17 protein-coding genes and 1 tRNA gene are annotated in these 21,875 nt (G+C 72.8%); 13 read left to right on the top strand and 5 right to left on the bottom strand.

Annotated features, from left to right (window positions below; all coding sequences use genetic code 11):
• Window positions 1-44 precede the first annotated feature (44 nt).
• The 6 genes from OG247_RS18450 (at window position 45) to OG247_RS18475 (ending at window position 5,574) form a co-directional block, all read left to right on the top strand.
• Window positions 45-1,292, top strand: a complete 1,248-nt coding sequence (locus OG247_RS18450) for a pyridoxal phosphate-dependent aminotransferase (RefSeq protein ID WP_327257527.1) — start codon at window positions 45-47, stop codon at window positions 1,290-1,292.
• A complete protein-coding gene (locus OG247_RS18455) occupies window positions 1,289-2,065 on the top strand; it encodes a YggS family pyridoxal phosphate-dependent enzyme (RefSeq protein ID WP_327253284.1) in 777 nt (258 codons plus the stop codon). The genes OG247_RS18450 and OG247_RS18455 overlap by 4 nt, the downstream gene beginning before the upstream one ends.
• Window positions 2,062-3,318: a class I SAM-dependent methyltransferase gene (locus OG247_RS18460; RefSeq protein ID WP_327253285.1), complete on the top strand. Its 1,257-nt coding sequence runs from the start codon at window positions 2,062-2,064 to the stop codon at window positions 3,316-3,318. The genes OG247_RS18455 and OG247_RS18460 overlap by 4 nt, the downstream gene beginning before the upstream one ends.
• A 1-nt stretch (window position 3,319) precedes the next feature.
• Window positions 3,320-4,561, top strand: coding sequence for a DapH/DapD/GlmU-related protein (locus OG247_RS18465; protein WP_327253286.1), 1,242 nt, complete (start codon window positions 3,320-3,322; stop codon window positions 4,559-4,561).
• A complete protein-coding gene (locus OG247_RS18470; protein WP_327253287.1) occupies window positions 4,558-5,292 on the top strand; it encodes an aspartate/glutamate racemase family protein in 735 nt (244 codons plus the stop codon). Before OG247_RS18465 ends, OG247_RS18470 begins: the two co-directional genes overlap by 4 nt.
• A gap of 209 nt (window positions 5,293-5,501) precedes the next feature.
• Window positions 5,502-5,574, top strand: a tRNA-Arg gene (locus OG247_RS18475).
• Between the two features lie 112 nt (window positions 5,575-5,686).
• Here the strand turns inward: OG247_RS18475 and OG247_RS18480 are convergent.
• The 4 genes from OG247_RS18480 to OG247_RS18495 all read right to left on the bottom strand — a co-directional run bounded on the left by OG247_RS18480 (window position 5,687) and on the right by OG247_RS18495 (window position 10,728).
• Complete coding sequence (locus OG247_RS18480; RefSeq protein ID WP_327253288.1) at window positions 5,687-6,289, bottom strand: sortase domain-containing protein; 603 nt, start codon at window positions 6,287-6,289, stop codon at window positions 5,687-5,689.
• A 217-nt stretch (window positions 6,290-6,506) separates the two neighbouring features.
• Entirely contained in the window at window positions 6,507-6,716 is a 210-nt protein-coding gene (locus tag OG247_RS18485; protein WP_327253289.1) for a hypothetical protein, read from the bottom strand.
• Between the two features lie 146 nt (window positions 6,717-6,862).
• Complete coding sequence (locus OG247_RS18490) at window positions 6,863-8,788, bottom strand: MFS transporter (RefSeq protein ID WP_327253290.1); 1,926 nt, start codon at window positions 8,786-8,788, stop codon at window positions 6,863-6,865.
• A 164-nt stretch (window positions 8,789-8,952) separates the two neighbouring features.
• Window positions 8,953-10,728, bottom strand: a complete 1,776-nt coding sequence (locus OG247_RS18495) for a D-alanyl-D-alanine carboxypeptidase family protein (RefSeq protein WP_327253291.1) — start codon at window positions 10,726-10,728, stop codon at window positions 8,953-8,955.
• A 583-nt stretch (window positions 10,729-11,311) separates the two neighbouring features.
• On the opposite strand from OG247_RS18495, the gene OG247_RS18500 reads away from it, so the two are divergent.
• The 4 genes from OG247_RS18500 (at window position 11,312) to OG247_RS18515 (ending at window position 15,354) form a co-directional block, all read left to right on the top strand.
• Window positions 11,312-12,961, top strand: coding sequence for a hypothetical protein (locus OG247_RS18500; protein ID WP_327253292.1), 1,650 nt, complete (start codon window positions 11,312-11,314; stop codon window positions 12,959-12,961).
• Between the two features lie 141 nt (window positions 12,962-13,102).
• Window positions 13,103-13,837 (top strand): GOLPH3/VPS74 family protein, encoded by a 735-nt coding sequence (locus OG247_RS18505; RefSeq protein ID WP_327253293.1) that lies wholly within the window; start codon window positions 13,103-13,105, stop codon window positions 13,835-13,837.
• Window positions 13,838-14,075: 238 nt separating this feature from the next.
• Window positions 14,076-14,960 carry a helix-turn-helix domain-containing protein gene (locus tag OG247_RS18510; RefSeq protein ID WP_327253294.1) on the top strand — a complete coding sequence of 295 codons (885 nt, stop codon included), beginning with the start codon at window positions 14,076-14,078 and terminating at the stop codon, window positions 14,958-14,960.
• A 184-nt stretch (window positions 14,961-15,144) separates the two neighbouring features.
• The gene (locus tag OG247_RS18515) at window positions 15,145-15,354 is read left to right on the top strand and encodes a DUF397 domain-containing protein (protein WP_243341874.1); all 210 of its coding nucleotides are present in this window, start codon (window positions 15,145-15,147) and stop codon (window positions 15,352-15,354) included.
• 245 nt (window positions 15,355-15,599) lie between these two features.
• On the opposite strand, the gene OG247_RS18520 is transcribed toward OG247_RS18515, so the two are convergent.
• Window positions 15,600-16,445, bottom strand: coding sequence for a hypothetical protein (locus OG247_RS18520; RefSeq protein WP_327253295.1), 846 nt, complete (start codon window positions 16,443-16,445; stop codon window positions 15,600-15,602).
• A 212-nt stretch (window positions 16,446-16,657) separates the two neighbouring features.
• On the opposite strand from OG247_RS18520, the gene OG247_RS18525 reads away from it, so the two are divergent.
• From OG247_RS18525 to OG247_RS18535, 3 genes are all read left to right on the top strand, one after another.
• Complete coding sequence (locus tag OG247_RS18525; protein ID WP_327257528.1) at window positions 16,658-17,836, top strand: aminotransferase-like domain-containing protein; 1,179 nt, start codon at window positions 16,658-16,660, stop codon at window positions 17,834-17,836.
• A 549-nt stretch (window positions 17,837-18,385) separates the two neighbouring features.
• Window positions 18,386-19,177, top strand: a complete 792-nt coding sequence (locus tag OG247_RS18530) for an SDR family oxidoreductase (RefSeq protein ID WP_327253296.1) — start codon at window positions 18,386-18,388, stop codon at window positions 19,175-19,177.
• A gap of 40 nt (window positions 19,178-19,217) precedes the next feature.
• Window positions 19,218-21,815 (top strand): bifunctional FO biosynthesis protein CofGH, encoded by a 2,598-nt coding sequence (locus OG247_RS18535; protein ID WP_327253297.1) that lies wholly within the window; start codon window positions 19,218-19,220, stop codon window positions 21,813-21,815.
• Window positions 21,816-21,875: the final 60 nt, after the last annotated feature.

The following is a 21,875-nucleotide window of genomic DNA, read 5'->3' on the forward strand; positions in this document are numbered from 1 at the left end:
CACCGGACCTCCCCGTGACGGCCGGACCCGTGACGGCCGGCCCCATGACCGGCGGCCCCCGCCGGGCCCGGGTCCGGCTGCGCGACGCCGGCCCCACCGTCTTCACGCAGATGTCGCAACTCGCCGGCCTGCACGGCGCGATCAACCTCGGCCAGGGCTTCCCCGACACACCGGGACCGGCCGTCGTCGTCGACTCCGCCGTGGCCGCCCTGCGCGCCGGGCACCACCAGTACCCGCCGGTGCCCGGGCTCCCCGCGCTGCGCGAGGCCATCGCCGCGCACCAGCGCGGCTGGTACGGAATCGAGTGGGACCCCGCACGCGAGGTGGTGGTGACCACCGGCGCGTCCGAGGCACTGGCGGCGGCGCTGCTCGCCCTGGTCGGGCCGGGCGACGAGGTGATCGTCCTGGAGCCGTACTACGACTCCTACGCCGCCTGCGTGGAGCTGGCCGGGGCCACCCTGGTGCCCGTACGGCTCACCCCGCCCGCGTTCGCGTTCGATCCGGCCGCACTGCGGGCGGCCGTGACTCCCCGGACGAAGGTGCTGCTCCTCAACACGCCGCACAATCCGACCGGGACCGTTCTGCCGCCGGAGTCCCTGCGTCAGATCGCCGAGACGGCCCGTGCCCACGACCTGCTCGTCATCGCCGACGAGGTCTACGAGCACCTGGTCTACGAGGGTCCGCACCTGCCCATCGCGACGCTGCCGGGCATGGCCGAGCGGACCCTGACCATCGGCTCGGCCGGCAAGACCTTCTCCTTCACCGGGTGGAAGGTCGGCTGGGCCACCGGCCCAGCCGACCTGGTCGAGGCGGTCACCGCGGTCAAGCAGTACCTGTCGTTCAGCTCCGGCACCCCCTTCCAGCACGCCGTGGCCGAGGCCCTGAGGCTGCCGCCCGTCCGGATCACGGCCCTGCGCGACTCGTTGCGGGAGCGCCGCGACCGGTTCGTCGCCGGACTGCGGGACATCGGCTTCGCCGTCCACGTCCCGCAGGGCACGTACTTCGTGACGGCCGACATCCGCCCGCTCGGGGAAGTCGACGGCCTGGCCTTCTGCCGCTCGCTGCCCGCCCGCTGCGGGGTGGCGGCCGTCCCCAACCAGGTGTTCTACGCGGATCCGGCCGCCGGCCGGCCCTACGTCCGGTTCGCCTTCTGCAAACAGCGGGCGGTACTCGACGAGGCGCTCGGCCGACTGGCCGCCCTGCGCAGCGGCAGCCCTCCCGCATCCACTGCACCCTTCTCATCCATCGCATCCATCGCATCCATCCTCCCTACGGAAGAAGCGAGTTCGTGACGACAACGGCCGACCGTTCCCCGGGCAGTCAGCCCGACGCTCGCCAAGCCGAGCTGGCCGCCAACCTGCGGGCCGTCACCGCGCGGGTCGAGGCCGCAGCGGCCGACTGCGCCCGCGATCCGCGCGACATCACCGTGGTGGCCGTCACCAAGACCTGGCCCGCTTCGGACGTCCGCCTGCTGCACGGGCTCGGGGTCCGTCACGTGGGCGAGAACCAGGACCGCGAAGCGGCGGCCAAGGCAGCGGACTGCGCCGACCTCGCCGAGCCGCCGCACTGGCACTTCGTCGGCACGCTCCAGCGCAACAAGGCCGCGTCGGTCGCCCGGTATGCCGACCTCGTGCACTCCGTCGACCGTCCGGCGCTGGTGGCTGCGCTCTCACGGGCGGCGCTGGCCGCCGGGCGGACGGTCCCCTGCCTGATCCAGATCAGCCTCGACGCGGATCCGCGCCGCGGCGGAGTGCCGGCCGGTGAACTCCCGGAGCTGGCCGAGGTGTTGGCAACGGCTCCCGGCCTGGAACTGGCAGGAGTCATGGCGGTGGCCCCGCTGGGCCGGTCGGCGCACGCCTCATTCGTACGACTGAGAGAGCTCTCGGAGCGGCTGAGAACCGACCATCCGCAGGCCACCGTGATCTCCGCCGGCATGAGCGGCGATCTGGAGGCGGCCGTCGCCGCCGGAGCGACCCACCTGCGGGTGGGCTCCGCACTGCTCGGCGGACGCGACTACACCGTGCCCGCCTCCGCACCCGCGCCCGTGCTGGAGATGAGCGCATGACCCGCCGACCTGCCGAACCTGCGGCACCTGCGGCACCTGCCGCACCTGCCGCACCTGCACAACTGGCCGACTCCTTCCGCGCGTTGCTGCGCAGCCCCAGCACAGGCGGCGAGCTGCACTGGGCGGAGCCTTACGTCCTCACCGACGGCGAGTCGCTCTGGCCCTGCCTGGAGGGCATCCCCTACCTGCGCCTGGGACGGGACTCCCTGCGCGCCGCAGCGGTCGCCGCCATCCGCGCCGGCGACCTGCCCGGCGCGCTGGCCATGCTGCTGTGCGACCGCAAGGACGACACCATCCCGCCGGCCGACCCCGCGGCGGTGCGCGCGCTGGTCGACGGCGCGGGGACCGCCGCCGAGGCGATGGCCGCGCTCGGCTACGGCGGCCTCGCCCCCTACTTCCTGCACCGCTGGTGCCAGCCGACCTATCTGAGCGGGCTCGCCCTGCTGGAGGAGCACGCTCCGGCCGGTGGCACCCTCTTCGAAGTCGGTTGCGGGGCGGGCCACTTCCTGCGCACCTGGCTGGAGCGCTCGGGGCCCGCGATCGGCTCCGACCTGGTGTTCTCCCATCTATGGCTCGCCCGGGTCTTCGTCGCTCCCCGGGCCCACCTGGTCTGCTTCGACGCCGAGGGTTCCTTCCCGCTCGCCGACGGCGCGGCCCAGGTCGCCCTGAGCCACGACAGCTTCCACTACTTCCGCGACAAGGGGCACGTCCTGGACGAGCTGCTGCGGATCGGCGGCACCGGACCGGTGCTGCTGGGGCACGTCCACAACGCCTCCTACGACAACTTCTCCGCAGGGCTGCCGCTGCCCACCGACGGCTACACCGCCACCGTGGACCCGGACCTCTGTTACGACGACGCCGCGCTCACCACCGCCGCGCTCGACGGGAGGACGGCGTCCCCGCAGAGCGCCGAGGAGTTGCGCGAGGTGGCGGCACTGGCCTTCGCCTGCCGCACGACCGGCTCGCCGGCGGTGCCCGGGAAGCTCACCGACCCGGTGCCCGGACGGCTCACCAGCCCGCTGCCCGGACGCCCGCTGACCGTCAATCCGCTCCTCGGCGACCACGGGCCGCGCTGGCCCGACGAGAAGTTCGCCCGCGAGTTCACCGACGGCTGGTCCTACCTGCGCGACCTCGCCAGGCCCGACGAGGCCACGGTGACCGCAGCGCGCGCGGGCCTCGTCGACCGCGACCCCGAAGTCGCCCGCCTCGCCGCCCGGCGCGTGTTCCTGGACCTCCCTGAAAGCTGGATCTGAGATGAGCCCCACTCCCCCGCCCGACACCCTGCCGCTGACCCCGCTCATCCCGGTCGTCCCGCTCGCGAGCCTCCCGGACTCCTGCACGGCAGGCCCTGGAGTCCGCATCCATGCACGCCGGCTGACCGTCGGCGAAGGCGTCAGGATCGGCGCCGGCGCCACCATCGTGGGCGACGAAGTGGTGCTGGGCGACCGGACGACCATCGGTGACGGCGCCGATCTGCGTGCCGCGACACTGCACGTCGGCGCCGGCTCGGAGGTCGGCCCGCGGGTTCGGGTGCTGGTCGCCGAGCGCTTCGTGGTCGGCGCTGCCGCGCGCATCGGCCCTGACGCGCAGGTGCTGTGCCGTGACTTCGTCGCCGGACGGCTGTTCTACTTCGGCGACGGCGCACGCGTCGGCTACGGCGGGACGACGACCTCCACCGCCCGGGTCGAGATCGGCAACCGGGTGACGATCGGCCAGCACACCATCCTGAACGCGAACCACGAGATCACGGTCGGCGACGGCGTCGGCACCGGGTCCTACCTGGCCGTCTGGACGCACGGCTACCACTTCGGGCACGGCCCCCTCAACGGCACCCAACCCGCCTACGCCCCGGTCCACATCGGACGCGACGTCTGGCTCGGCTACCACGTCACCCTGCTGCCCGGCGCCCACATCGGGGACGGCACCGTGGTGGCGGCCGGCTCGGTCGTCACCGCCCCGATTCCCGCCGGCGTGCTGGCGGGCGGAGTTCCCGCCCGGGTGAAGCGGCAGCTCGACCTGAGCCCCGTCGCCGACCGGCAGGCTCATGACGCCGTCCTGGAGGTGCTGCGCGCCTGGCGCACCGAGCTCGGCTGGAAGGGGTGCCGGGTCCAGTGGCAGGAGTGCCCCGACGCCTTGGCCGGACTGACCGTCAGCCTGCCGGACGGCTCCCACCGCACCCGGGTGCTCTTGCTCGCCCCCGACGCCGACGGGCCCGCCGCCCCGCCGGCCGCCCCGCCGGCCGCCCCGCCGGCCGCCCCGCCCGAAGGAGAGGCCCTCGCGATCATCACGCTGACCGACAGCGGTGCCACGGTGCGGCCCGACGGCCCGGTCGCCCTGTTCGAGCTGCGCACCGGGCAGCTGTCGGGCCACACCTCGCCGGTCATCGAGGACCTGCGTGACCAACTGCGACGGCACGCGATGCCGTGCGGTGACGACCGCGGCTTCTCCTCGATCGAACCCGGCGCGTTCGCCCGGCTCAGGGGAGCTGCCGTATGACGCCTGTCGAATCCCGGCGGGAGCCCGCAGTCATCGGCCTGCTCGGCGGCATGAGCTGGCCCTCCACGATCACCTACTACCGGGCGATCAACGAGGCGGTCGCCGGCCGACTCGGCGGTTCGCACTCCGCGCGCATCGTGGTCTGGTCCCAGGACTATGCCGAAGTGGAACAGCGGCAGTTGGCCGAGGACTGGCAGGGAGCGGGAGAGCTGCTCGCCCTCGGAGCACGACGGCTGGAGGCGGCGGGCGCGGACCTGCTGGCGATCGCCTGCAACACCATGCACCGGGTGGCCGACGCCGTACGGGCCGCCGGCAGCCTGCCGCTGATCGACATCGTGGAGGTGGCGGCGGAGGCCGCCGGCGACCGCGGCATCACCCGCGCCGCGGTGCTGGGGACCCGCTTCACCGCCGAGGGCGGCCAGTTCGCGCGCGCTCTGACCGCCCGGGGCATCGAACCGGTACTGCCCGCCCCCGGGGACCAGGCACTGATCGACCGCCTCATCTACGAGGAGCTGTGCCTGGGCACCGTCAGCGCCTCGGGCTCAGCGGCGTTCCGCGACGTGCGGGCCCGGCTGTGTGCCGACGGCGTCGACGGCGTGGTCCTCGCCTGCACCGAACTCGGCCTGCTGCTGACCCCGGCCGAACGCGCCGCACGGGAGCTGGTCGACACCGTCGAGGCCCACGTCGACGCGTTGGTCAACGCCTCCCTCCAGGCCGACCCGCCCCGGTGACGACCACCTCCTTCGCCCCGCCTCCTCCTCACCCGGAACGCCACCAGCGCGACCTCGGAAGGCCTCACCTCCTCCCCCAAGAACTGAGCCGCGGAGCCCCCCACTGATCCGCTACCCTGTCCCTGGGCTGCCCTTGTGGCAGCCCAGGACCTTGCCGAGGCGAGCCGGATTCTCACGCAGAGTATTCAGCCACGTTTCACGCAAGGCCCGCCTTCGTAGCTCAGGGGATAGAGCACCGCTCTCCTAAAGCGGGTGTCGCAGGTTCGAATCCTGCCGAGGGCACAGCATGTAAGCCGCTGCCCTGGGGTTTCTCCCCAGGGCAGCGCCCCGTTCGGCCCCGGACTCCTCGTCCGGGGCCGTTTGCGATGGCCTTGTGGCGGGGGCTCCGGGGGGATCAGGCCGTCAGGTCGGCGTAGAGGATCACGTTGTTCGTGCGGTGGCCGTTCTTGATCTCGCCGCCGCAGGTCAGCAGGCGCAGTTCGGGGCGGTTGGTCTCCCCGTAGACCTTGTCGGTCGGGAAGTCCTTCTTGGCCACGTCCTCGATCTCGCGGATCTTGAACCTGGCCGTCTTCCCGTCCTCGCGCGGCACCTCGATCAGGTCGCCGAGCTTGATCTTCTTGACGTTCTTCATCACCGCGGGCCCGTACTTCGTGTCGAAGTGCGCGACGAGGACGGCCGCCCCCTTCTCGCCCGGGGTCACCCCCTGGGTCCACCAGCCCGGGTTGTCCGCGTCGGTGTCCGCGTTCGGCACGCCGAGCTCGCCCGTGGCCGGGTCCACCGTGAGGTCGACCATCTTCTTCGCGTCCACGCCCGCCGCGTCGATCTTCATGCCGGTCGGCTTCGACCCCGGGAGGGCGGGCGCGGCCTCGCCCGCGGGAGCGGGGGCCGCCGTGCTGCCCACCTTGGGGTCCGGCGGCAGCCCGGCACCACTGCCGGTGCCGCACGCGGTGAGGGTGGCGAGCGCCGCGACGGCGGCGGTACGGACAGTGGCGCGCATGAGTGTTTCCCTCGGGTCGGCGTCACCTGCGGTGGCGACGACCACGACGTTACGAGGGTCGTGTCCGGGTCATCCGCCGGAGACGTAACAGCCGGCCGGAGACCTCCCCGCGAAGCGGTTAAGGGGCAGGGCAGGGCAGACGAAAGCCCTTCCGGCCGGAGCCGGAAGGGCCACATCACCACGTCACGACATCAGGGCTCGGACTTCGGCCCCGTCCTCAGCTGAGGCCTCTGCTGCGCTCGCCGATGCGGTCGCCCTGCGGGGTCCCGGCCCGCTTGAGTTCCGCCTTCGTGTGCGCTCCGCCCTTGATCTTGCTCCGGACCGGACCGGAGAAGCCGTGCGCGTGTTGCACGGTGCGGGGCAGGTTGGTCGCTTCCGCGGCCTTCGCGACAGCCGTCTGGAAGTCCTGCTTCTGCTCTTTGCTCATCCCGTCGTCACTCCCTAAAAAGACTCGGGGCACCCAATCGGACTACTGGGATCGTATGCATATAAAGGGCCCAACGCACCCGGACCGGACGTAAAGAATGGTCGATCAAGGTCGGGCCGGGATGGTCAGAGAGGGTCAGGGGACGGTCAAGGACGCGGCGGAGCCGGGCGCTCCGGTGGCCCCAGTACCTCGTAGAGCAGCTCGTCGGGACACGGGGTGCCCCGCGGGAGCTGGTACTTCGCCGCGATCCGGTACTCCCCCGGCGCCGGGGCCAGCAGCTCCGTCCACTCGTCCCCGCTACCGTCCGAGGCCGCCTTGAACAGGCATCCGGCCGTGTTCGCGTAGACCTTGGGCTCGGCGACCGTGCCCTTCGGCGTCGCCTTCCCCGCGGCCTTGGAGGCCTCCGTCTCCTGCGGCGGCTCCACCGGCTTGCCCGCACCGTCCACCAGGCCCAGCCACGGGGAATGCGGGATGCGCACCATCACCCGGCCGGGCTGCTTCACGTCGATGACCAGCTGGTCGGCGCCGGCCCGCACCACCGTCGCGGGGCCGGCGACCAGGTTCGTCGGGTCCGTGACCTTGAAGAGCTGCCAGTTCGCGTCGCCCCACACCTGCTGGAGGTACGGGACACCCTCGCGCACCAGCTTCGCCTCGTCCCGCCCGCCCTCATCGGGTTTGTCGGCGGGCAGCACCACGTAGTGCACGGCCCAGCGGTCCAGCCATTCGCGGTAGCTGTCGGGGGTCAGGGTGTCGTCGTAGAAGACCGGGTTGCGCTCCAGATCGGCCTGCCGGTTCCAGCCGCGCGCGAGGTTGACGTACGCGGGGAAGGCGGAGGACTCCCGGTGGCTGCTGGCCGGGACCACCTCGACGCGGCCCCGGTCGGCGCCCGCCTTCTGGAGCTGGTCCACCAGCGGGGCGAGCTCCCGGCTCCAGGAGGCCAGCGGGGTGGTGCGGACGATGTCGGTGACGCTGTTGACGGTGATCCAGGCGGTCACCCCGGTGAGGGCGAGGAGCAGCCCGTACCAGCGGCGCGTGCGCGGGGCCTCGTACGGGAGGGCCGCGAGCAGCACCACTGCGCCGAACAGCATTGCCAGCCGGGTCACGTTCGAACCGACCTGGGAGTCGATCGCCCAGGTCAGCGCCACCCCGAGGGCGTAGATCGCGGACGCGGTCCGGACCGTTTTCCAGCTCTTCGGTACGAGGAACAGCGCGGCCAGCGCGCACGCGAACGGCAGCGCCGCCGAGATCAGCTTCATCGGCTGGGTCCCCGAGAAGGGGAACAGCCAGGACGACAGTCCGACCACCGCGGCAGGGGCCAGGCCGAGGGCGTACGCGCCCGGGCGCCGGCCGTTCAGGAACAGCGCGGCCGCGATCACCCCTAGGAACAGTCCGGCGACCGGGCTGGAGGCGGTGGCGATCGCCGCGAGCGGAGCCGCCACGGCGGCCTTCGCCCAGCGCCGCTCGGCCCATTTGCGGGGCCAGCAGAAGACGGCGGCGACGGCCCCGAGGGCGAACATCACGCCGAGGCCGAAGGTGACGCGGCCGGACAGGGCGTTGCACAGGAGCCCGTACACCCCGGCCAGGGCGGGCCACAGGGGCTCGCGGACGGCGCCGCGGCAGCGGGTCAGGATCATCGCGAGCAGCCCGGCCGAGATCGTTCCGGCGATCATCATCGTGGTGCGGACGCCGAGCACGTGCATCACGTACGGCGAGACCACGCTGTACGAGACCGGGTGCATGCCGCCGTACCAGGCGAGGTTGTACGCCGAGTCGGGATGGCGGCCCACGAACTCCGCCCAGGCGTCCTGCGCGGCCAGGTCGCCGCCGCTGTTGGCCACGGCGAAGAACCAGATCAGGTGCAGCAGCCCGGCCAGCGCGGTGGCCACGGCCACGGGGTGCCGGCGGGCCCAGCCGAGGGCACGACGGACCGGCCCGGGGCCGCCGGCCTGCGTCCCCGGGGCTCCGGGGACTCCGGGCGCTCGGGTCGGAGCCTCGTCCCGGACCGGGCCCTGGCCCTGGCCACGGTCCCGGCTCTGCTCCCGGCCTTGCTCCTGCCGCTCAGCGGTGGTCACGCCGACGTACTCCCCACTCCGGTCACCTCGGGTGCGTCCCTCGGTTCGTAGACGCGGTCCGGCGCCTCCGGGTTGCCCCGGGCGCCGGACCCGCTCCGCGCTCGTGCGCGGCGTCGGCCGACGCGTCGGCGGTCCGGCGGTCGGCCGGCGCCCCGGCCCGCGCCTCAGCCGACGCGCGTCAGCTTCTTGCCGATGCCGGGGGCGACGAGATCGCTCTGCAGCGCCACCGGCACCTTCACCTGGCTGGCGCCCTCGCCGACGGTCAGCACGCCGATCTCCGAGCCCGCCTTGGCGGTCTGCGGGAGCTTGCCGGCGGCGTCTGCCAGCTTGGTGGAGATGGTGAGGGTCGGCCAGCCGACCGCGTCGACGTCGGCGGTGGCCACGACCGGGACCCGGGTGCCGAGTCCGTCGTCCACGTAGCCGACGACAGCGCCCTTCTTGACGACGGGCGCGGCCTTCAGCATCTTCTGCGTGGCGATCATGATGTCCTTGCTCGCCTCGATCGCGGTGCCGAGGATCGGCACGCCGTGCTGGCCGAGGACGGCTCCGACGATCAGCTGGTCGGTCTTGCCGACCTCCTTGTGGGCGGCGAAGAGCAGGTTTCCGCCGGCCTTGGTGGTGGAGCCGGTCTTGATGCCGAGCGAGCCGTTGTACGGAACCAGGTCGTTGTAGTTCCGCCACTTCTTGCCCGAGGGGTCGATCCAGTACGGCTTCTTGGTGATCGCGATCAGCTCCGGCATCTCGACGATCTTGAGGCCGAGCTTGACCTGGTCCTCGGCGGTGCTGACCGTGGTCGCGTCCAGACCCGAGGGGTCCGTGTACGTGGTGTTGGTCATGCCGAGTTCCTTGGCGGTGTCGTTCATCTTCTTGACGAACGCCTCCTGCCCGCCGTCCCAGCGCGCGAGCAGGCGCGCGACGTTGTTGGCGGACGGGATCATGATCGCGTTGAGGGCGTCGTCCTGGGAGATCTTGTCGCCCTCCTTCAGGTTGTTGACCGTGGACTCGCCCTCGGTCTCCTTCTTGCCGTCCTCGACCGCCGTCCTGTCGACGGGGATCATCTGGCCCTTCTCCCCCTTCTTCATGGGGAAGTCCTTGAGGATGACGTAGGCGGTCATGGCCTTGGCGACGCTGCCGATCGCCACGGGCTTCTGCTCGCCGAAGCTGCCGACGGGGCCGAGGCCGGCCGCGGCCATGGCCGCCTGGCCCTCCTTCGGCCACGGCAGGTTCGGGGCGCTGCCCTCGAAGGTGTACGAGGTGTTCGCGGTCACCTTCAGCGTCGGCGTGGGCAGCGGGCGCACGAGCTGGACGACTCCGAGGATCACCGCGAGGAGCACGAGGATCGGCGCGTAGATCTTGAACCGGCGTACGGCGGTGCGGGCCGCACTCGGCGGCGGGGGCGGGTTGTTGGTGAGGTCCGCCAGCATGTCGAGCGGCGGCTTGGGCGGCAGCGGCTGCTGCGTGGTCCGCTCCGGGGACTCGTACGTCACCGGGGTCCGCACCCCGGCGGGCACCGGAGTCCGGCCCGGCGCCTGTGCCTGTGCCTGCGCCTGCGCCGCGCCGGCCGCGGCCCTCGGAGTCCCGGGGGCGGGGGGCGCGCCCGGGGCGGGTCGTGCGGCTACGTCGTCGCTCCGCAGCGGTACGAAGGTGCTCGCCCGCTCCCCTCCGACGGCGCGCGGGGGCGTCGGCTGGGCGGCGCCGTTGCCCTGCCGGGCCGTGCCGGGGCCGCTCGCGCCCGGGGTGGCGGTGTCGGGCTTGATGGCCCGGAACACGGCGGTCCGCTCGCTGTCGGAGGCCTCCCCACCGGCCGGAGTGGCCGGGGTGGCCGGGGCGGCCGGAGCCGGGGGCTTGACCGCCCGGAACACAGCCGTCCGCTCGCTGTCCTCCGCCTGCCCGCCCGAAGCGGAGCCGGAGCCGGAGCCGGGCTTGACCGCCCGGAACACGGCGGTCCGCTCGCTGTCGACCGGCTCACCGCCTCCGGAGCCGCCGCGGGCACGCGGATCACCGGACCCGACCGGCGCACGCGGAGGCGGCGCCTGCCCGCCCGAGGGGGCCCGAGTTCCCGGCGCGGCCGGCGCGCCCGAAGCACCGTGCGGCACCTGGCTGCCCGGGGGCGTCTGGTTGCCCGGGGCGGCCGAGGGCGCCCGAGTTCCCGGCGCGGCCTGATGGCCCGAGGCGCCCGGAGCCGCCGGGGTACCGGGCGGCACCTGGCCACCCGGAGCCGTCCGGCCGCCCTGGTTGCCCGGGGCACTCGCGGAGTCCTGGGTTCCCGGGGTCGTCTGGTTGCCCGGAACGCTCGCGGAGGCCCTGCGGGCCGGAGCCGCCAGGCTGTCTGAGGCTCCCGGGGTTCCCGGAGCGGCCGAGGCAGGCGAAGTAGCCGGGGCGCTCGCGGAGGCCCGGGGGGCCGAAGACGCAGGGCTACCCGAGGCCGCCGGAGCGGCCGAAGGGGCTCGGGTGCCCGAGGCCGGTGTGGCCGGGCCCTGACCCGGAGCCGAAGCACCAGAAGCCGGAGCACCAGAGGCGGACGTGCCGGAGCCCGAAGCACCCGAGGCGGACGTGCCCGAGGCCAAGGCACCCGAGGCGGAGGTACCGGAGGCCGAAGCCCCCGAGGCCGAAGCACCGAAGGCCGAACCACGCGAAGCGGACGGGCCCGAGGCGGAAGTGCTGGAGCCCGACCCGCCCGAGGCGGAGGTACCCGGGGCGGACGTGCCCGAGGCCGGAGCGCCGGAGTCGGACGTACCGGAGGCCGAGGCCCCCGAGGCGGACACGCCGGAGGCCGACCCACGCGAGGCGGACAGGCCCGAGGCGGAAGCGCTGGAGGCCGACGAGCCCGGGGCGGAGGTACCGGAGGCCGAAGCACCCGGAGCCGACGGGCCCGGGGCCGGAGCGCCGGAGTCGGACGTGCCGGAGGCCGAGGCCCCCGGGGCGGACATGCCCGAGGCCGACCCACGCGAGGCGGACGGGCCCGAGCCGGAAGCGCTGGAGGCCGACGCACCCGGGGTGGAGGTACCGGAGGCCGACGCACCCGAGGCGGACATGCCCGAGGCCGACCCACGCGAGGCGGACAGGCCCGAGGCGGAAGCGCTGGAGGCCGACGCACCCGGGGTGGAGGTACCGGAGGCCGACGCACCCGGGGCGGACGTGCCCGGGGACGACGCCGACGTGCCCGAGGACGACCTGCCGGAGGAGGCCGGGGCGTCCGAGGTGGGGGCGCTCGTGGTGCGGAAGACTGCCGTGCGCTCGCTGTCGGCGGGCTCGTTGGAGGGTGCGGGGTCGTCGGCCCGCGTTGAAGCGGAATCCGACGGGCGATCGGTGACGGCCGACGGCGGAGTGACCGTACGGAACACCGCGGTGCGCTCGCTGTCGACCTGGCCGGCGCCCGTCGCGGGCTCACCCGAGGCGCCGCGCGCCCGGTCGGTGCCAGAAGCGGAATCAGCGGACAGGCGGCCCGTACCGGCCGGAGGTGTTGCCGTACGGAACGAGGTCGTACGGTCGCTCCCGGCCCGACCAGCGGCATCCGCGGGCTCACCCGAAGCGGAACCCACAGGCGCGGCCGAGGGATCGGACGTGGAAGCGGAACCAGAAGGCGTGGGCCGGTCGGCGGCTGCCGGAGGTGTCGCGGTACGGGACTCGGCCGCGCTCCCACGGTCGGCGGACGCGGCTGCGACCCGAGCATCCGAGGTACCCGAGGAACCCGTACGCACAGAAGCGGAATCTGCTGACGGGGGCGCCACGGTGCGGAACACCGCCGTGCGCTCGCTCTCGACCGACCCGCCGGCAGCGGACTCGTCACCCTCGGACTCGGACCCCGAAGAGGATTCCGAAGCCGAACCCGCCGCAGCCGGAACCGCAGCCGCGGGCAGGGCCTCGAAGACCTCGGTCTCCGCGCCCGGAGCGGCCGGAGCGCCCGGCGCGTCGGAGGGCTCGTCCCCGGAGGGCGAGGGCTCCGACGTGGCCACCCACGCGGCCACGGCGTCGCGCAGCGGATCCGCGTCGCGCAGCGGATCCGCGGGCCCGTCCTCCGAGTCCCTCGGACGGAACAGCGACGCCCTCGGATCACGCCCCTCGGACGACTCCGCCGTCCCCGACGTTCCTTCATCAACCGACTTGTCGGGGGACTCGCCCGCCACCAGTTCCTCCTCGATCGCCTTCACGTCCGGCTGTCCGAATGTCTAACAGTGTCCCGTCTAGGGGGCATCGCCCCCGTGCTAGACGAGAACGACATAGCTGACGGTTCCCCCACAAAGCGGCCAGGCACTCTCGACAGATGAATGTGAGAGGCGTCACCCTGTCACTCATCCACGCGGGGAGGCATGGATGGGCAAGAGCCGCAGAACGATTCCGGAGGAGCTTTTGCTGCTCGCCTTGGACCCGGCCACGGGTACCACGGCGCAGCCGCAGTCGCTCGACCTCGGCCTGGCCGGGGCACAGCTAGTGGAGCTGGCTCTGGCAGGACGGATAGCCCCTGATGGGGATCGTATCGCCGTGGTGATGCCACGGCCGACAGGAGATCCGACTCTGGACTCCGCACTGGAACTGCTGCGCAGGCGCGGCAGCCCGGTTCGGGCTGTCCACTGGATCGGCGGACCCCGACTGGGGCTCCGTCAGATTTACCTCGCTCACCTGGAGCGTTGCGGCATGGTTCATGCCGTCGCGGGCCAGATGTGCGGGGTGCTGCCGACGACTCGCTACCAAGCGACCGACACAGCGATCAGCCGGGAGATCCGAGGCCGGCTGGACAGTGCGATCCGCACCGGTGTACCGCCGGACCCGCGGACCGCGGCGCTTGCCGCACTGGCCCACGCGGTCGGACTCGGCAAGCACCTGTACCCCGGCAACGAGGGGCGGTCGTCCAGGTCCCGGCTCCGGGACCTGATCCGGCACGACCCGATGGGCGGACTGGTGGCTCACGCCGTCATGGACGTCCAGAACGGCGTGGCCCAACAGCCGCGCCGCGACCGGGCACCGGCCCAGCCCGCCCGGGCAACGGCGGCAGCCGTTCCGCTGCAGCCGCGCCGGACCGGTGCGATGGCCCGCGCGGCCGCGCACTGATCCACCGGCAGGACACGTAGGGCACGTAGGGCACGCACGACAGCAGTAATCGCAACCGCCTGCGCGCGGGGCGACGTGGCCGGTACGCCGGTCCCGTCGCTCCGCGCGTTTGCTTTTCCCGCCCGTTCCCCAGCGAGGCCACACGCTTCGGTGGCAGTCTGCTCACCAGCAGACACGCAGAGAGACAGCAAAAGAGACAGCAACAACGGCAACAGAAGAAGGCGGAGGTGCCGTTCACGTGGCGTCCAATGTCAATCCCACCGTCCGACGCCGCCGACTGGGCATGGAGTTGCGCAAGCTGCGCGAGGACAAAGGCATGACGGCCGAGCAGGTCGCGGAACGCCTGCTCGTCTCCCAGTCGAAGATCAGCCGGCTGGAGAACGGCCGCCGTTCCATCAGTCAGCGCGACGTCCGCGATCTGTGCGACGTCTACGAGGTCGAGGACAGGCGACTCGTCGACTCCCTCATGCAAATGGCCAAGGATTCCCGCCAGCAGGGCTGGTGGCACGCCTTCGGCGACATCCCGTACAGCGTCTACATCGGCCTCGAGACGGACGCCGCCAGCCTGCGCACCTACGAACCCCTGGTGATCCCGGGCCTGCTCCAGACCCCGGAGTACGCCCAGTCGCTGGTCCGCGGCGCGTGGCCGGAGACGGCTCCCGTCGACGTGGAGAAGCGCGTGCAGGTCCGGATGCACCGCCAGAAGCGGCTCTCCGAGACCGAGAACAGCAATCCCGAGATCGGGCCGCTGCGCCTGTGGGCGGTCATCGACGAGGCCGCCCTGCGGCGGCACGTGGGCGATGCGCAGCTCATGATCCGGCAGCTGGAGTTCCTGATAGAGCAGTCGGAGAAGCCGCACGTCACCGTCCAGGTGATGCCCTTCTCGGTGGGAGCCCACCCGGGCGTCAACGGCCAGTACGCCATTCTGGAATTCCCGGACGCCTCGGACTCGACGGTGGTCTACATCGAAGGCGTGACGAGCGACCTGTACCTCGAGAAGGCCAACGACGTCCAGAAATACAGCGTGATGTACGAACATCTGCGCGCACAGGCCCACAATGTGGACCAGACGAGGCAGTTCATCGCGCAGATCATCGAGGACTTCGCGGGCAAGGGGAAATGAGGTCCGACGAAAAGGCCGGTACGGTACACCGTCACTCCCCGGCCACAGAAGACCTGAATGGAATATGCCACTCGGTCGGGTGAACGCCTCCTTCACGCACCGGGAGCTGCGGGTAGCGTCGATCACGTCAGCCGGAGCAATGGCCGACATGACACCGGAACCACTCGCTGAACCGGAGAGAAACATGGCTATTCGTCAAGGTGCAACGGAAAACTGGACCAAGTCCTCGTACTCCGCCAACGGCGCCTGCGTCGAGGTCAAGTCCCCCGTCATGGAGGCCATCGCGGTCCGTGACTCGAAGGTGCAGGACGGCCCGTCCCTCACCTTCGCGCCCGGCTCCTGGACCTCGTTCGTCGCCGAGGTGACCGAGGGCCGCCTGGGGCGCCTCGCCTGAACGTCCAGGCGACCCTCCCCGTCCTCCGTCACACGACAAGCGCCACCAGCTCCACCCGCTCCACCGCACGACCCGTACGACCATCAAGACCCGTACGGCAAGCACAACCAGCAGCACCTGCACGACCAGCACCACACGCACTACCAGCAGCACCTGCACCACCTGCACCACTGACTGGAGCCCTCTCGACCGGCCCGCCGTCGCCTGCCGAGGGGGCTCGGCCATGTCCGGAAGGACCTCCCGGACTACCTCAGCCGATCGACGTAGCGGTCCGTCCCCGGCACCGTCGGGATGAAGGGCGCCACCAGCTCGACCCGCCCCAGCCCCGACTCCGCGACCTCCGCGTCCAGCCCCTGGAACCGGTCCCAGCAGCTGCGCGGGTCGGCTTCCAGGAACCACAGCAGGGTCAGCCGGGTGTCGACCCCCTCGACCTGCTTCACGTACGTCATCCGGTCCCCGGGCAGCGGCGTCGGCCGGAAGACCGTGACCATCGCGGCCGGTGAACCGGCCAGCCGCTTCGGCAGGGCGCGCGAGCGCAGCCACTCCAGCAGCTCGGCCCGCCGCTCCGGGCCCTCCGCGTCGATGACCTGGACGACGAGCCCGCCGTACGGGTGGTCGAGGGCGTGGAAGTCCCGGGGGCCGACGGCGCCGTCCCGGTAGACGGTGGCCTCGTGGTCCTGGAACGCCGTGAAGACGTGGGTGCGGTCCTGGTAGACGCGGCCGTCGCGGTTGAGGCGCTTGTTGATGCCGACGGTCCACTTCATGTGCTCGTCGTAGCGGCCCTCGGTGACCCAGTACGTCGAGATGTAGCACCCGGCGGTCACGGGCTGGGCGACGGCCGACTTCTCCGGGTAGCGCAGCTCCTGGAGGTCGCGGGTGGCGACCCAGCGGCGGCCGGCGTACATCCAGGGCATGGCCATGGCGCCGGCGTAGTAGTGGTCGTCCTCGTACCAGCGGTTGTACGCGAACTCGTGGCCCGGGTGCGGTTCGACCATGGTGATCAGCGCGTGGCCGGGGTGGACTCCGTAGGGGCCGACCGAGGCGAGCTCGGCGTAGTCGTCGGCCCGGGTGTTCCGCTCGTCTGCTGTCATGGGAGACGGTCTAGCTGATGCGACGTCAGATGGGGAGCCCCTGGGGGGCGTTCAGTGGGACGTTCAGCATCCGATACATAGGTGCCGTCTACACCTTCCCGCCGCTACGATGCGCGCACCCGCCTCCCGAAGGAGCTCCCGTGCCCGCCCTCGTGCCCGCTCCAGCGCCCGCCTCCACACCCGCAGCCGCAGCCGCAGCCGCGTCCGGCGGCGTGCTCGCCCCCGCTCCGCCGCCGCCCTTCGCCGCCCGGATCCGTACGACCGCCCCCTCCGCCGTGCGCGAGATCCTCGCCGTCACCGCGCAGCCCGGCATGATCTCCTTCGCCGGCGGCCTGCCCGCGCCCGAACTCTTCGACACCGAGGGCCTGCGGGCCGCGTACGACTCCGCCTTCGCGCGGTCCGCCCGCCGCGCCCTCCAGTACTCGACCACCGAGGGCGCCCCGGAACTGCGCGCGGCCGTGGCGGCCCGGATCGACCGGCGGGGACTGGCGACCACCGGGGACGACCTGCTGATCACCACCGGATCGCAGCAGGGGCTCGGCCTGATCACGACCGCGCTGATCGAGCCCGGCGACGCGGTGCTCGTCGAGAACCCCACCTACCTGGCCGCCCTCCAGGGATTCGCGCTCGCCGGCGCCCGCGTCATCCCCGTGCCGTGCGACGACGAGGGCATCCTCCCGGACGCGCTGGCCGAGATCGTGGCCCGCGAACGCCCCAAACTCCTCTACACGATCCCCACCTTCCAGAACCCGACCGGCCGCACCCTGCCCGCCGCCCGCCGCGCGGAGATCGCATCGCTCGCGGCCCGGCTCGGACTGTGGCTGCTGGAGGACGACCCGTACGGGGACCTGCGCTACGAGGGCCACAGCGTCCCCTGGCTGGCCGCGCACCCGGGGGCCGAGGACCGCACCGCGCTGCTCGGCAGCTTCTCGAAGGTGATGGCCCCCGGGCTCCGGCTCGGCTGGCTGCGCGCCCCGGCCGCGCTGCTGCGCGGGGCGGTGCTCGCGAAGCAGGCGGCGGACCTGCACACCTCGACGGTGGACCAGCTGGCGGCGGCGGAGTACCTGCGGACGGCGGACCTGGACGCGCACGTGGCCCGGGTCCGGAGCGCCTACCGAGTACGGCGCGACGCGCTCCTGTCGGGCCTGGCCGCCGCGCTCCCGGCGGGCTCCACGTGGAACCGCCCGGAGGGCGGCATGTTCGTCTGGGCCCGCCTCCCCGAGGGTCACGACGCGACGGCCCTGCTCCGCGCGGCGACCTCCCGAGGGGTCGCCTTCGTCCCCGGGGCCCCCTTCTACGCCCGGTCCCCGGACCCCCGGACCCTGCGGCTGTCGTTCACGACGCACACGGCGGACGAGATCACGGAGGGCCTCCACCGCCTGGCCGCGTAGCCGCGTCGCCGCGTCGCCGACTGGCCGCGTAGCCGCGTGGCCGCCTGGCCGCCTGGCCGCCTGGCCGCCCCTGCGGGGCCGTCCCCGACCCGCCCTTCCTCCGTTCCCCGGGCGCTGCCCCGAGCCCGGTCCTCAAGCGCCGGACGGGCTGAGGAGGGGATGCCGGGCTGCGCCCAGACCCCCCTGGGGCTCCGCCCGCAACCCCGCGCCTCAAGCGCCGGACGGGCTGGGAGGGGGATGCCGGGCTGCGCCCGGACCCCCTGGGGCTCCGCCCCAGACCCCGCCCCTCAAACGCCGGAGGGGCTGGATTTCCCAGCCCCGGCACTCAAGTGCAGGCCGACGCCGGCCATCTCCAGCCCCGCCGGCGTTTGAGGCGCCGCCGGAGGCAAATACAGCCCCTCCGGCGTTTGAGGAGCGGGGGTCCGGGGGCCGGCCCCCGGCAGCGGCGCCACACGCACCCACGGCGGGGTCCCCGCCCCTTCCCTCCCCGCGCCCCGCGCCGTAGCCTGACGACCCGTCAGATCCGCTGGGCCGTCGGGAGGCCGCACCATGTCGCCGCTACTACTGCAAGGCAAGACCGTCATCGTCTCCGGCGTGGGCGCCGGCCTCGGCCACCAGGTCGCCGCCACCGTCGTCCGCGACGGCGGCAACGCCGTGCTCGGGGCGCGGACCGAGGCCAACCTCGCCAAGGCCGCCGCCGAGATCGACCCCGACGGCACGCACACCGCGTACCTGCCGACCGACATCTCCGACGAGCGCCAGTGCGAGGCCCTCGCCGCCCTCGCCGAGGAGCGGTTCGGCGGGGTCGACGCCGTCGTGCACGTCGCCGCCTGGGACTCGTACTTCGGGGGCCTGGAGGACGCCGACTTCGGCACCTGGCAGCAGATCCTCGACGTCAACCTGCTCGGCACCCTGCGCATGACCCGCGCCTGCCTGCCCGCGCTGAAGCGCACCGGCGGCTCCGTCGTCATCATCGGCACCCAGTCCGCCATCGCCTCCCCCAACGAGGTGCAGCAGGCCGCCTACGCCGCCTCCAAGGGCGCGCTGACCTCCGCCATGTACTCCATGGCCCGCGAGCTCGGCCCGCACCGCATCCGCGTGAACACCGTGCTCCCCGGCTGGATGTGGGGTCCCCCGGTGCAGGCCTTCGTCACCTTCACCGCGCACACCGAAGGCGTGCCGGAGGCCGAGGTGCACGCACGGCTCACCGACCGCATGGCGCTGCCGGACCTGGCCACCGACGGGGACGTCGCCGACGCCGCCGCCTTCCTCGCCTCCGACCGGGCACGGGCGATAACCGGCCAGTCTCTGCTGGTCAACGCCGGGGAGCTGATGCGATGAGCCCCTCCGTGCGCGCGCGAGCGGATCGTATGCTCGGGCCATGACCACTCCGAGTGACGCTCCGACCGAGAACTCGATGCGCCGCGCGCTCCGCCGCGCCCGCGACGGCGTCGCGCTCGACGCGACCGAGGCGGCCGTACTCCTGCAGGCGCGCGGCGAGGCCCTGAAGGACCTCGCCGCCTCCGCCGCCCGGGTGCGGGACTCCGGACTCGAAGCCGCCGGCCGGCCCGGCGTCATCACGTACTCGCGCAAGGTCTTCATCCCCCTCACCCGCCTGTGCCGCGACAAGTGCCACTACTGCACCTTCGTCACGGTTCCCGGCAAGCTCCGCCGCGACGGCCACGGAATGTACCTCTCCCCCGACGAGGTCCTCGACATAGCCCGCCAGGGCGCGGCCATGGGCTGCAAGGAAGCCCTGTTCACGCTCGGCGACCGGCCCGAGGACCGCTGGCCCGAGGCCCGCGAGTGGCTCGACGCGCACGGCTACGACGACACCCTCGCCTACGTGCGCGCCATGGCCATCCGCGTCCTGGAGGAGACCGGCCTCCTCCCGCACCTGAACCCCGGCGTGCTGTCCTGGTCGGACCTCCAGCGCCTCAAGCCGGTGGCCCCCTCGATGGGGATGATGCTGGAGACCACCGCCACCCGGCTGTGGTCCGAGCCCGGCGGCCCCCACCACGGCTCCCCCGACAAGGACCCGGCCGTCCGGCTGCGCGTGCTCGAAGACGCCGGACGCTCCAACGTCCCCTTCACCACGGGCGTGCTGATCGGCATCGGCGAGTCCTACGAGGAGCGCGCGGACGCCTTCTTCGAGCTGCGCCGGATCCAGCGCAGCTACCACGGCATCCAGGAAGTCATCGTCCAGAACTTCCGGGCCAAGCCCGACACGGCCATGCGCGGGATGCCCGACGCGGAGCTGGAGGAACTCGCGGCGGCCATCGCCGTGGCCCGCCACCTCCTCGGCCCGAGCGCCCGCATCCAGGCCCCGCCGAACCTGGTGGACTCCGAGTACGCGCTGCTCATCGGCGCCGGCATCGACGACTGGGGCGGCGTCTCCCCCCTCACCCCCGACCATGTGAACCCCGAGCGCCCCTGGCCGCACATCGAGGAGTTGGCCGAGCGCACCGCCGCCGCCGGCTTCGAGCTCCGCGAACGCCTCACGATCTACCCGGAGTTCCTCCAGCGCGGCGAACCCTGGCTGGACCCGCGCCTGCTGCCCCACGTACGCGCGCTGGCCGACGCGGAGAGCGGGCTCGCGGACGAGTCCGCGAAGGTCGAGGGCCGGCCGTGGCAGGAGCCGGACGAGGGCTTCACCGCCTACGGCCGCACCGACCTGCACACCACCATCGACACGCAGGGCCGTACCGGCGACCGCCGCGACGACTTCGACGAGGTCTACGGCGACTGGGAGGCCCTGCGCGAGGCCGCGGCCCCGGGCATGGTCCCCGATCCCGAGCGCATCGACACGGACGTACGGGCGGCGCTCGCGCAGGCCGCCGACGACCCGGTGAAGCTCACCGACGAGCAAGCGCTCGCCCTCCTGCACGCGGACGGCCCGGCGCTGGACGCCCTCTGCCGGATCGCGGACGACCTGCGCAAGTCGGTGGTGGGCGAGGACGTCACGTACATCGTGACCCGCAACATCAACTTCACCAACGTCTGTTACACCGGCTGCCGCTTCTGCGCCTTCGCGCAGCGCCGCACCGACGCGGACGCGTACACCCTCTCCCTCGACCAGGTCGCCGACCGGGCCGCCCAGGCCTGGGACGTGGGCGCGGTCGAGGTGTGCATGCAGGGCGGCATCCACCCGGACCTGCCCGGCACGGCCTACTTCGACATCGCGCGGGCCGTGAAGGAGCGCGTGCCCGGCATGCACGTGCACGCCTTCTCCCCGATGGAGGTGGTCAACGGGGCCACGCGCACGGGGATGTCGGTACGGGACTGGCTGACGGCGGCCAAGGAGGCCGGCCTCGACTCGATCCCCGGCACGGCGGCGGAGATCCTGGACGACGAGGTCCGCTGGGTCCTCACCAAGGGCAAGCTGCCCACGGCGGACTGGATCGACGTCGTCTCGACGGCGCACGAGCTCGGCATCCGCTCCTCCTCCACCATGATGTACGGCCATGTGGACCAGCCCCGGCACTGGCTGGGCCACTTCCGCACGCTGGCCCGCATCCAGCAGGACGCGCACGCGAAGGGCGTCGAGGGCTTCACGGAGTTCGTGACGCTTCCCTTCATCCACACCAACGCCCCCGTCTACCTGGCGGGCATCGCCCGCCCCGGTCCGACGGTGCGCGACAACCGCGCGGTGACGGCCATGGCCCGCCTCCTGCTCCACCCGCACATCACCAACATCCAGACCAGCTGGGTGAAGCTGGGCTCGGAGGGCGCGGCCGAGATGCTGCGCTCGGGCGCCAACGACCTCGGCGGAACCTTGATGGAGGAGACCATCTCCCGGATGGCGGGCTCCGGTTACGGCTCGTACAAGTCCGTCCAGGACCTGATCGCCGTCGCCGAGGCGGCCGGCCGTCCCGCGAAGGCCCGTACGACCCTCTACGGCGAGGTCCCGGAGGAACGCCAGGCCGCGGCCCGCGCCTCGGACGGCCACCTGCCGGAGCTGCTGCCGGTCCTGGACTGACGGGTGTGGTGAACGCGTGCGGGCCCGGCCGGGGAACAGCCCGGCAGGGCCCGCACGTCG

The organism is Streptomyces sp. NBC_01244 (assembly GCF_035987325.1).
Lineage (GTDB): Bacteria > Actinomycetota > Actinomycetes > Streptomycetales > Streptomycetaceae > Streptomyces.